Source organism: Microcoleus sp. A2-C3, assembly GCF_036706065.1.
Lineage (GTDB): Bacteria > Cyanobacteriota > Cyanobacteriia > Cyanobacteriales > Microcoleaceae > Microcoleus.
In genome coordinates, this window is the sequence record NZ_JAUBVX010000003.1 from 57,158 (window position 1) to 68,569 (window position 11,412).

Genomic DNA, 11,412 nt, shown 5'->3' on the forward strand with positions numbered 1-11,412 from the left:
CGGAAACAATATTTGACAGATTTGTCCAAAAAACTCCCATCACCCTCATGGTGCGAGGTGTAATGGAGCGTATATTGGCGAGAGAGCAAATGGACATCATCTTTGAGAAAAATGCTCTCTCGCCAATATATGCGGGAGTTATTGTTCTCCAATCTCGTAGATATGATGAGCCTGGTAATTTGTGGCATTCATCCTTCCGTCAATGCTGCATACAAAGCAAATGCTACTAAACTCAATGTGAGTCGCACGGCTATTTATAACAAACTGTTGGGAATGGAAGTGGGAGTCAGCGCAGCACTGTTGAGAGAGACATCGGCAGAGATGGCAACTTTAATGGAACTGATTGGAGCCGTTCCTAATCCCATATTATCAGGTTATCCAGTTAGAATCATTGATGGTAATTGTTTGGCACCGACTAATCATCGCCTGAAAGTTCTGAGACCACGTGCAGCAGCAGCATTACCCGGAAAATCTCTAGTTGTGCTCGACCCTGATTTAAGATTAGCAATTAATGTATTTCCATGTCTGGATGGTTATAGTCAAGAACGTGCATTATTTGACCAGGTGTTAGAGACTGTCAAGAGTGGTGAATTATGGATAGCCGATCGCAATATGTGTACCAAAGGATTTCTGTTTGGCTTGGATCAGGCAGGGACTAAATTTTTAATCCGAGAACATAAAACTTTACCCCAGACAGCTTTGACTCCATAGAGCGAAGTGGGTCAAGTCGAGACAGGTACAGTGTTTGAACAAACAATTAGTGTGACTAGCCTGGAAGAATCTTTAAAGAATGTACGAAGAGTAGTCTTGCACCTTCACAAACCAACTCGTAACGGCGAGTCAGAGATTGCTATTCTTACAAGCTTGCCTTCGACTGTGAAGAATGCGATTGAAGTAGCCGAGTTGTATAGAAAACGCTGGAATATTGAAACGATGTTTCAAGTTCTAGAGAAGAACTTTGCCGGAGAAATTCCAGGTTTAGGTTATCCCCAAGCTGCTTTATTCTGTTTTTGTTTAGCTTTGGTTGCCTACAATACTTTAGCTGTAATCCGTAGAACTCTCGGCAGCATACATGGTGCGCGGGAAAATCGATGCCAGCCTTTCTGAATTCTACTTAATTACTGAAATTCAGGGGAATTATCAAGGAATGATCATTGCGATTGACCCTATATACTGGAGGACTGTCGGATCATTATCACCCCCCCAATTTGCTCTTTGGTTGACAGATTTAGCCCAGCTAGTTAACTTGAAATCTTTGCTTAAACAACCTCGTTCTCCTAAGAAGAAAAAACCGGACTTGATTGTAGACCCACTGCATCGTCATGTATCTACAGCTCGACTTTTGAAGCAAGCTCAGCAAAAACCTTGACAGGGCTAGCCCACGGAGGCCTATGCCCTATGCCGGAAGCGTACCTGATCTTTCTGAGAAAGGCTATATATCAGATCAGCGAAGATGAGACAGCAGTTGAAACCGCTTCTTGCCAAACGATGTCAGCCGGACGCCGACTGAAGAAAATAACATAATGTCAGATGTCCGGTCTTTTTCATCAACCCGCCTCCGCGGGTTTTGTTTGTGTAGACGCGGTTTCAACCGCCCCGTCTTCTTAATATTGAGGAACAGACGAATCTACTTCTTGACTCCAAGCATTAATTCCGCCCTTAACATTAATCCCCTCAATTCCCGCTTCCTTCAAAATGCCCAAGGCCTTCGCAGAACGCCCGCCCATTTTGCAATGTGCAATCAAGCGATGCCCGTTCAACAATTCCTTGACCTTAGCAACACCTTCGCCGTGTTCGATATCCGGCAAAGGAACCAAAACTGACCCAGGAATTTGAGCAATTTGATACTCGTTAGGATTGCGGACATCTAACAATACAAAATCCTTCGCACCGCTGTCGATTAACTTTTTAAGTTCAGTGACAGTCATCTCAGAAATTTGCTGTTGTTCTTGCGCTTCCTGGGCTTTAGCTTGAGGAATGCCGCAGAATTGTTCGTAATCGATTAACTTTTCAATTACGGGGCGCACTGGATTCGGCCGCAGTTTCAATTCGCGGAATGTCATTTCTAAGGCATTGTAAAGCAACAATCTGCCGCTCAAGGTTGTGCCTTGACCTAAGATAATTTTGATAGCTTCCGTTGCTTGGATAGAACCGATAATACCGCACAAAACGCCTAAAACGCCGCCTTCGGCACAGGAAGGAACCATCCCTGGAGGGGGTGGTTCTGGGTACAAATCGCGGTAATTCGGGCCGCCTTGGTAGTTGAAAACTGTTGCTTGTCCTTCAAATCGGAAGATGGAACCGTAGATGTTGGGTTTGTTTAAAAGGACTGCAACGTCGTTCATCAAATAGCGAGTCGGGAAGTTGTCCGTGCCGTCGATGATGATATCGTAGGGAGTGGCAATGCCGATCGCATTTTCGGAACTAACGTGAGTATTGTACAAATCAACTTGACAAAAAGGATTAATTTCTAAAATCCGATTTTTCGCCGACTCAATCTTCGGTTTCCCAACCCAAGAAGTGCCGTGAATTACTTGGCGCTGCAAGTTGGAATGGTCTACAACATCAAAGTCTACAATCCCAATGCGGCCAACACCGGCGGCTGCTAAATACAGCAGCAGCGGCGAACCGAGTCCTCCCGTACCGATGCAGAGTACGCTGGCTGCTTTGAGACGCTTCTGCCCTTCCAATCCAACTTCTGGGAGGATGAGGTGGCGAGAGTAGCGTTCGTATTCTTGTTTGTTGAGCTGGATCTCGTCCAGATTAGGATTTAGCATGATATTCTGTTATAGGCTGATTTTGAATTATATCCTATCTGAATTTTTCGCATTTTTGCGTGTTTGTTATTTTTACTAACTATTTCTTAATCTGAGTCGGTTCGACTGCGACAATTTCCTCTGCTTGAAAGTAGCCCTCTGCGTCCAGACTCCAACTGCGGAGGTCTTGTGAACTGCCTTGTCGGACGGACACTATGATGTAGGAGTATTGGGCCCATGCCAATGTCCGATCGCACTCCGAGGGCACTGCGGGATTATCTGGGTGAGAATGATATATGCCGATGATGTCTAAATTGCGATCGCGCGCGTGTTTCATCGCCCGCAACATATCTTCAGGTCTAATAGCATATCTGCGTTGTTCTGTCAAGTCTTTTTGTTCCGGCCAATTCTCCTCGGCTTCGGCACTCCAAGCGTTGTCAGTCGGCAAAACTTCTACTACAGTTTTAACACTGTGTGCGATCGTACCTAACAATAAACCGCAGCATTCTTCAGAATAAGCGCTTTCGCCGTGGCTGCGGATTGATAACTGTTGTTCGGGGGTAAGTGCGATATTTTGCATTTTCTTTTAGGCTTTTTTTAATGAACTGCTTTGGCCGCGCGCCAGCGAAGAGAAGGGAAGAAAAGATTTTATAATTGATTTTGGATTATCTAGCTGTTTGCAAAACATTTCTATAAGCAATCACAGCTTCAGTCTGGTTATCATATCCTACATATTGACTCAACACAGAAAAATCTAACTCAGGTAAAAATTCACTACTCGAAATTAACTCATAACCAGATTCTCGCAAATGGTAAAGAGAAAATCGGTCATCCGCCCAAAACCAGACTTCAGGAACCTGCAAACCGCGATACACATCCAGTTTATCAACCCCGCCGCTAGTCAGAGCAATTTCTATCACAATATCCGGGACTTCTGCAAGTAAACCCAAACAGTAACACTCATCTGGTTCCGCACCCCGTCTCACGGCTTCGCTGCGAAATGTAGCATTTCCGTAACCGTTGAGATTAATTAGCCTTTCAACTGCATAAATTTCTATCAACCGCGCAATAATCTTTTTGAGTCTTTCGTGTTCTGGCGAAGTCGTCATAATAATTTCTAACGTTCCTTCCAAGTAAGTCATCCGGGGGAATTCATCGACAAACATCTCGGAAAGTTGCTCGTATTGTTCCCAAGTCACATCATATAAAATAATGCGCTGTTCGGTAGCTGGTTCGAGAGTTTTTGGATCTAAAAGTAGCATAATTAATTACCTGCACTTAGATATCTAAACGTTAGATTTTTCTGATTTTCTCACCCTTATTCTCTGTACTCTCTGTGCCCTCTGCGGTTCAAAAAAAAAATCAATTTAGCTAACTAACAGTAGGGTGTATCAGGCGGAAAGCCTTAGCCTGTAGTCAAAACATTCAAACCTGACGCACCCTACAATAGCTATCTAGCCATCAATTGCTATCAAGTTGGTGTTTGCTGCAATTCGGGCCGTTCATCTGGGACGATCGCATTTTCGACTGGACAGACTTGCAAACAAATGCCACAGTCTATGCAGGTATCAAAATCAATCCAATACCAATCAGTACCTTTGACATTTTTGCCCGGGCCTGGGTGAATGCAAGCCACCGGACAAGCGCCGACACAATCAGCAACTCCCTCGCAAATATTTGTAACGATAGTGTGTGCCATGTTTCTATTTTAGATTTTAGTTTTTAGATTTTAGATTTGACATTATATCATGTCTGTCTAATTACAACAATACAATTGGTTGGCAGTGAGGAATGCGAGTCCTCTGTTTTTTTGCGGCCTGAAGTCCTCACTACAAACTGTTTTTATTGCTGGTAATTTCGTGGACATGATATTAGGAATTAGGTTTTAAACACATCCTAGTTTACGGTTTCAATTGTTGCAGCACCTGCGGCATTTACCCAGGCAATTTGACCAATTCTACGATCGCGTGCGTAGTCCCTGGCTTCCTCTTCTGTCTCCCTTCTCTCTAAATCTATCTCCACCCGTACTAGGGGAGTAGACTCTCGGAGTTTGCGGGCATAATCAAAGGCCGCCGCCGCTGCTTCGGGAGTTTGAGGCACAACTAACCATTCGCTGGCTGCTGTCTCTGTAGGCAATTGACCCTCTGTCAACAAAACTTGGTGCAAATCTTCAATATTCAGACAAAACCCGATGCCGGGGGAGTTTTGCCCTTGGGGATCGAACAGTCCCAACAGGCGATCGTACCGCCCGCCTTGTCCTAAAACTCGCTGTCCTGTTTTGCTGCTGCTGACAACTTCAAACACTATTCCAGTGTAGTAGTCAAATGTTTGAATTAAACTCAAATCGAGGTGGATGTGAGATTTTAAATTGGGGATTTTTGCTTGACATTTGTGCAGTAGCTCGATCGCACATTTGAGTTCATTTAACGCGGCTTGCTGTGGCACATCTAAATCCAGCTTCGCCACAATCTCCAATACATCTTCTGGCCGGCCGCGCAAGTCAAACAACAGTAGAGATCTTTCTCGCAATTCGTCAGAAAGTGGCAAAGTTTCCAAGGCTATGCGATCGAGATTGGCGATCGCCGATCGCACTTTTTGGCGCACATTTGGCGGAAACGGTTCTAGCAAAGTTGCAGTCAAGCCCGCTTCTCCCAAAACCAAATGCCAGTCATCAATTTCTAAGCTCTGCAAGCACTCAGACAGCAGCAGCAGCACTTCCGCATCCGCAACGCTTCCCCCCGCGCCGAGGAGTTCTACCCCAGCTTGATAGAACTCCTGTTGCCCGCCGGAACCCGTATCTGCGCCTTTGCGGAAGACGTTGGCGTTGTAGTAGAGACGCTGGGGCTGCCAGCGAGTCCCGGACATCCGCATCGCAGCCGCGCGGGCGATGGATGCTGTCAATTCTGGCCGCAAGCCGAGTTCTCCATCTTCGGCGTCTTGGAGTTGAATTAAGGTCGATCGGTCGATCGCGCCCCCAGCCATCAAAGTCTCCAGCCTTTCTAGAGTAGAGGTAATAATCCGGTGATAGCCCCAGCGGTGAAAAACCTGCTGTAAGCGCCGTTCGATCGAAATTTTTTGAGCAACGTCAAGGGGCAATAAATCTCTTGCACCCGATGGGGGTTGGTGAACCATATCAATTTTAGATTTTAGACTTTAGATTTTCGATTGACATTAGAAGCTTACCTTGAGAGACGGTGTTAAAGAAGACCGGGCGGTTGAAACCGCCGTCTGATCTTTTTATTTCTTCTTCCCGCTAAACAAACCCTCAAAAAATGCGCCCAGTTTGCTCTCATTTTTCTTTTCCTTTGCCCCCGAAGCTGCTGCCTGTTCCAGCTTTTTCTTAACTTCCAAAGCCGTCGGTTCTTGAGGATTTGATGCCAAAGCTTTTTGCACCTCAAGTTTTGCCATTGTGGCTTGATTTTGTTGAAAGTAACACATTGCTAACAAAGCGTGAGCTTGGCTGTGTTTTGGCTCGCGTTTCACGGCTTCTTTCAACTCTAAAATTGCTTTGGCGTAACTTTTGCTGTCCATGAATCCTTGAGCTCGGCGACAAGATCCGTCAGCCACGGAGTCTACTGGGGGTTTGGTCGGCGGAGGTGGCACTAGATTTGCTGCGGCTGGGGTTGCGGCTGGTTTTGTTACGGCTGGGGTTGCTACTGCTGGTTTTGTTGCGGTGTTAGTTGGTGGGGTTGCTGATTTTGTGGGCGAACCAATTCCAACCGCACCGCCAAGCCGCTCTTTTCGCAGCAAATAAACCATGTTGAGTTCGCTAATTTGAGCGATCGCATCTTCGGTTTCCGCAACCGATTCGTACTGCTTGAGAGCGAGTTTGCCCACTGCTGTTTTGTAAGCTTCTTCCAAATCTTTAGCGGTAGCTAACTCTTTGGCTGCTGCGCTTTCGATTTGCATTTTTGCTTGTTCTTTAAGGACGCGCTTACCGATGGCTGCTAACAGCAAGTTGTATTCTTTGCGATCGCTTTCCTTAGAGAATTTGTTGTATGCCGGAGTGACCATTTTTGACAAAAATTGGTTAGCCCAATCTTTATCGGCTTGGTCTTCAAAAGAGCAAGTATCCGAATGCAAGCGGCGGGCAATTTTCATGTAGCGCTTGCGGATGTCGTTAAACTCGGCGTCTAAAGGAACTCCCAAAATTGCGTGCTGATCTATAACGTCGTACTTGAACAGCCCTTTTGTCATTTCAAAAGACATAACTTTTACTCTCGCTTTCTTGGCTTTTCACTATTCTTTAATGTAGCCTGAGTCAAGGGGTTATGACCCCCGTACTATCCCTGAGCTCTTGTTGCGGGCGTGCTACCTCCAGGAAGATAAGGGCGGAACTGCTAGCAGTGCGCTGCTGAGTTCGGCGTGTATTTTGCCGTTTGTGGCCAAAACTCGACCAGAGTTGATCTCAAAGGCACTACCGTCATAGGCTGTAACTTGACCTCCGGCTTCGGACAGGATCACTACACCGGCTGCTACATCCCAAGGCGAGAGTCCCCGTTCCCAGTATCCGTCCGATCGCCCGCAGGCTGTATGTGCGAGGTCTAGGGCAGCCGAACCACTACGCCGCACGCCTTGGGTGAGGTGGGTGAGGTGACAGAATTCGGCATAATTATTGTCTGCTGTTTCGCGCCGATCGTATGCAAAGCCGGTCACTAGCAAGCTGGTTCTCAATTCTGAACTTTGGGAAACTGCGATCGACTTACGGTTACAGGTTGCCCCCAATCCTTTGCCTGCCCGAAACAATTCGTTATGTAAAGGGTCGTAAATTACGCCGATTTGTGGTATGCCATCGATTAAAAGCCCGATCGACACAGCGTAAAAAGGATATTGGTGAGCATAATTAGTTGTACCGTCCAAAGGGTCGATCGCCCACAGGTATTTGCTGCTAGCATCCCCTAATTTGCCCGATTCTTCCGCGAGAATGGCGTGTTCGGGTACGTGGCGGCCTAGAATTTCTAAGATGACGGCTTCTGATGCTTTGTCGGCTTCTGTGACTAAATCGCCCGATCGGCCTTTTTCTTGAATGTTTTCTAATTTACCGCAAAAAGATTGCAGTACGGAACCAGCGGCGAGGGCTGCTTCGGTGGCTATTTCAAGGAAGTTTTGCAGTTGATTGTCTATCATTTGGAAGAAGGAAGAAGGAAGAAGGAAGAAGGAAGAGATAAGAAGGAAGAAGGAAGAGACAAGAAGGAAGAAGGAAGAATAATCCCAATGACAACTGTCAACTGTCAACTGTCAACTGTTAACTATTTCTGATTTTGCTGGCGGAATTCTGCGGGTGTTTGGCGCATGGCTCGTTCTGGATTCCAAAGACCTTTTCCCATGAGTCTCGCCCATTCTTGAGCGTTGATCAGTCGCTGTTGATATTTAGTATTTCGCGATCGCACTGAGGCCAAAACATAACCTTCTTTGACTAGCTGTTCGTTGAGCAGAATTTGATCTTGCCACAAATAGGCTAATTTGCGATCGAACTGGTCTTTAACTTCGATGTCGGATTCTAACAATACTTGTTTTCCCTCAATTAGCTGTTCTAGTCTTTGTTTGGCTGCTTCTCCCCAAGGCTGTTGTTTTAAATCTGGTGCATCAATACCAATCAGCCTGATTTGTTCTAATAAGGCGATTTTGTCGGCTGTGCTAATAACTTCGATTGTTTGCCCGCTGATCGCCCTTTCTACTTTGGCGATCGTACCTTGGGGCATTTCTGGTTTTTGGCAGCTAGCTAACAACAGACAAAGGGCGATCGCAAATAACCGATAAAGCATGGATAATTGGTGGTTGATAATTTATCAAATTGCCTCATTCTTCATCCAGCGGCAAACCGAATCTAACTTTACCTTTACCGAAATAGCGGCCGAATTGCAATTCGTAAACCTCATCTTCGTCTTGCGTCTCTACCTCGATGTTAGAACGCGGATAGCAGACGCACAGCAAAGCATAACCCTCTTTTTGCAGTTCCACAGAAAGTCCCATTGCTTCAGGCTGGTGCAGTTCCCCCGACTTGACGCGCACCGCACAGGCTGTACAAGCCCCGTTGCGACAGGAAAATGGCAATTCTACGCCTTGATTTTCGGCGCTTTGGAGGATGTAACGATCTTCGGGTACTCGCACTGTGTGGCGATCGCCCGTTTGTCTGTTATGAATTTTAATTGTGTAAGAGCGAGTCATCTTGATTTTAGATTTTAGATTTTAGATTTTAGATCGGGTTTTTGGATCAAAACCCTTGATATGAATGGATTTGCGACACAGGGGAGGATAATTCCACTTACCCGTTTGACACCATACCAATATTAAACAACAAATTTATGCCGTTACCCCCTTCCCAAATCAGATTTGTTCTGCTAAGATAGTTTAGCTGTGGCTGAATGAATTCATTTAGCCCTGGAGAGGTGGCCGAGCGGTTGAAGGCGCACGCCTGGAAAGTGTGTTTAGGGCAACTTAACGAGGGTTCGAATCCCTCCCTCTCCGTTACACAAGTTGTTTAGGAAAAAATAACAGCTTGCAAACAATCTCTTGTATGAGATACATACTTTAATTAGATCGCCCTTGAATTCTTTTAGAAAAATCAAGGGCGATCGCTTTTCAATGTTTGAGTGTAAATTAGGGCGATCGCGGGGAAAAACACGCCCAGATATAATGCCAATCGTAGAAAACCATAGTGACCTACACCAATCGCCAGCGATGTGGTCTAGAAGCGTCACTTAATTGTTTTTTCCAAATTTATCTTTGAACTAATCATACCTTAATTCCGTAACGCCTAATAATCGGTAACATTCAGGGACTGTCGGCATAGGGGCAGATGCCTCTGGAATGGGCATCTGGCATCGGGCATGGGTAATAGTTAGTGGTTACTGGTTAGTAGTTTTTCTAATCACAAATAACCAATACCCTATTGGCAATGCCCAATTTCCCATGCTCAATTTCCCAATTAAATGAACAAGCTAGGTGAGATGTTAAAATAATCGCCTAGTGCCTTAGCTTGTGCCTTGCTAATCGCTCTTTTCCCATTCACAACCTCAGACACCACACCGCTCGATCCAATGATACCTACCAAGTCCGCTTGGCGGGTGCCGCTGGATTCCATGATGTGTTGCAAAATCTCATGAGGCTCCGATTCGATCGGATAATTTTCTGTCTCATAAACTTCAATCAGCGTGACTAACAACTTGTATAAAGCTCTCTCCTCTACAGTGCGGTTTTTAGCGAACGTTAGCCGTTCTGCCACTGCCAGGAGGCGATCGTATTCCTCTTCGGTTTCGATCGCCCTAGGAGCGATTTCTGCCAGCAAGTTGCTATAAGTGGCTCCATCAAAAGTAAGGATCATTTTTCCATTTGTCTTTGTCGTATTCAGCGTGGGTTAGGAAATATTTGTAGAAAATAGTTTGCTCCTCGTAGTTGATGCCGGCAATCAGGCGATATTCGTTGCCTTTGATATTAAAGACTGTGAAGTTTCCTACTGCTTCGGCATCCCGGTAAATCTTGCGAACCTCCTCCAAATTCTGCCATTCTGCTTTCTTTACAGTTGCGTTCCAGCTATCAATTTGATTTTTGACATCGGGATACTGGGCAGCATCTGTACGGAGGTTCCGGATCGAGATTAGGTGCATAAATTTTTAGTTTGTTTCTTTTTTTCTTTGGCATATGTTTGATCTGATCCTCGACTACTATGCTTATACTCTCATCTTGAGAGGAAAATGTCAAGGCCAGATCGAGTAAAAATTCTTTAACCGACTCCAAGTGGGTTTTGTCTGTGTAGACGCGGTTGGAAACCGCAGGCTTTATCTTTAATCCCACTCTCCCTCCCCCGACTTTATTCTCATCGTGTAAAAAAGCTTCTAGCAGCGTGGTTCTGGCGATCGCATGGAAGTTGTGGAAACTCGCCTTTTTGCAGCGTTCAAAGACTATCTAGCCGCTTATTCGGATTTGGTCGATCGCGCCGAACAGATGACATGGGGCGCAAAGTTAGATAGTATCTAACAAGCTCAACTGTGCTATCTGCCGTATCGTGCCGCAAAAAACCGGGCCGGGGAATGTTGCAGCGGTTCTGCGGCGAGGAATGGACGTAAGATTATATTCACAGCTTTTTGTTCGATTGGGAACGGAAGCTGCCACAATTGGTAAGTAACAAAAATTGATTTTAATAGAAGCTTCAGCCACTATACTAATTAAGTGTAGGTTGGCATGAAGAAAATGCCAATGGTAAAAAAAAGTCGCAATCCAGTTAGTTCAAATCCAGAAAGCAAAGTCAAAGTCGGACTTTCGCTGACTCCTTCTAGTGCCGATCGATTGAACTCGATCGCTCGAAAGCTCGGAATATCAAGGTCTGAACTCCTAGAACGCTTGGCACAAGGCGCTCTGAATATTTCTACGGACAAGAGTGAGGTTAGTGTCACTTGGAAAAAAGGTGAAGAAACTGCGGTCGAGACCGCTGAGTTGCAAGGGGAAACAGCCGAAAAAAGCGACATTAATGACGCTATAACGGCAGAAACTCTATTGGACTCGGTGAGCGTACAGTCAAATCCCCTGCAAGCAAGTTACGAATCTTTACAGCAAGAGTTGAGTGAACGGGAAAGTTCGATCGCATCTTTGCAGCAGCAATTAGCCACCGAACAGCAAAATGTCGCCAGCCAATCGCAGTCAACTGTATCGAAGTCGA

General features: G+C 45.6%; 14 protein-coding genes and 1 tRNA gene. 4 read left to right on the forward strand and 11 right to left on the reverse strand.

The annotated features are described in order from the left end of the window. Positions 1–111 precede the first annotated feature (111 nt). Both QUB66_RS03065 and QUB66_RS03070 read left to right on the forward strand, forming a co-directional pair. Positions 112–711: a hypothetical protein gene (locus QUB66_RS03065; RefSeq protein WP_332965978.1), complete on the forward strand. Its 600-nt coding sequence runs from the start codon at positions 112–114 to the stop codon at positions 709–711. A gap of 30 nt (positions 712–741) precedes the next feature. Then, on the forward strand, positions 742–1,107 hold the full coding sequence (locus QUB66_RS03070) for a transposase (protein WP_332965977.1): 366 nt from the start codon (positions 742–744) through the stop codon (positions 1,105–1,107). Between the two features lie 497 nt (positions 1,108–1,604). Here QUB66_RS03070 and moeB read toward each other — a convergent pair whose 3' ends face one another. The 9 genes from moeB to QUB66_RS03115 form a co-directional block, all read right to left on the reverse strand. Next, positions 1,605–2,777 (reverse strand): molybdopterin-synthase adenylyltransferase MoeB, encoded by a 1,173-nt coding sequence (gene moeB, locus QUB66_RS03075; protein WP_265239696.1) that lies wholly within the window; start codon positions 2,775–2,777, stop codon positions 1,605–1,607. Positions 2,778–2,856: 79 nt separating this feature from the next. Then, positions 2,857–3,336, reverse strand: a complete 480-nt coding sequence (locus QUB66_RS03080; protein WP_332965974.1) for a M67 family metallopeptidase — start codon at positions 3,334–3,336, stop codon at positions 2,857–2,859. 85 nt (positions 3,337–3,421) lie between these two features. Beyond that, positions 3,422–4,018 (reverse strand): Uma2 family endonuclease, encoded by a 597-nt coding sequence (locus tag QUB66_RS03085; RefSeq protein ID WP_265239694.1) that lies wholly within the window; start codon positions 4,016–4,018, stop codon positions 3,422–3,424. A gap of 209 nt (positions 4,019–4,227) precedes the next feature. Then, positions 4,228–4,455 (reverse strand): indolepyruvate ferredoxin oxidoreductase subunit alpha, encoded by a 228-nt coding sequence (locus QUB66_RS03090; protein WP_194010874.1) that lies wholly within the window; start codon positions 4,453–4,455, stop codon positions 4,228–4,230. A gap of 197 nt (positions 4,456–4,652) precedes the next feature. Further along, positions 4,653–5,888 carry an ATP phosphoribosyltransferase regulatory subunit gene (locus tag QUB66_RS03095; RefSeq protein ID WP_332965970.1) on the reverse strand — a complete coding sequence of 412 codons (1,236 nt, stop codon included), beginning with the start codon at positions 5,886–5,888 and terminating at the stop codon, positions 4,653–4,655. Between the two features lie 105 nt (positions 5,889–5,993). Beyond that, positions 5,994–6,965, reverse strand: a complete 972-nt coding sequence (locus QUB66_RS03100) for a J domain-containing protein (RefSeq protein WP_265239692.1) — start codon at positions 6,963–6,965, stop codon at positions 5,994–5,996. A gap of 102 nt (positions 6,966–7,067) precedes the next feature. Next, positions 7,068–7,883 carry an inositol monophosphatase family protein gene (locus QUB66_RS03105; protein WP_332965967.1) on the reverse strand — a complete coding sequence of 272 codons (816 nt, stop codon included), beginning with the start codon at positions 7,881–7,883 and terminating at the stop codon, positions 7,068–7,070. Between the two features lie 122 nt (positions 7,884–8,005). Next, complete coding sequence (locus tag QUB66_RS03110; protein ID WP_332965966.1) at positions 8,006–8,521, reverse strand: thermonuclease family protein; 516 nt, start codon at positions 8,519–8,521, stop codon at positions 8,006–8,008. Positions 8,522–8,555: 34 nt separating this feature from the next. Then, positions 8,556–8,924: a 2Fe-2S iron-sulfur cluster-binding protein gene (locus QUB66_RS03115; protein ID WP_332965964.1), complete on the reverse strand. Its 369-nt coding sequence runs from the start codon at positions 8,922–8,924 to the stop codon at positions 8,556–8,558. A 215-nt stretch (positions 8,925–9,139) separates the two neighbouring features. Between QUB66_RS03115 and QUB66_RS03120 the strand changes: the two genes are divergently transcribed. Then, positions 9,140–9,224 (forward strand) — tRNA-Ser (locus QUB66_RS03120). Positions 9,225–9,684: 460 nt separating this feature from the next. Here QUB66_RS03120 and QUB66_RS03125 read toward each other — a convergent pair. Beyond that, positions 9,685–10,080, reverse strand: coding sequence for a helix-turn-helix domain-containing protein (locus QUB66_RS03125; protein WP_332965962.1), 396 nt, complete (start codon positions 10,078–10,080; stop codon positions 9,685–9,687). After that, a complete protein-coding gene (locus QUB66_RS03130) occupies positions 10,064–10,363 on the reverse strand; it encodes a type II toxin-antitoxin system HigB family toxin (RefSeq protein ID WP_332965960.1) in 300 nt (99 codons plus the stop codon). Before QUB66_RS03130 ends, QUB66_RS03125 begins: the two co-directional genes overlap by 17 nt. A gap of 589 nt (positions 10,364–10,952) precedes the next feature. Here QUB66_RS03130 and QUB66_RS03135 point away from each other — a divergent pair. After that, a partial coding sequence (locus tag QUB66_RS03135; RefSeq protein WP_332971197.1) for a ribbon-helix-helix protein, CopG family occupies positions 10,953–11,412 on the forward strand: 460 nt, incomplete at its 3' end.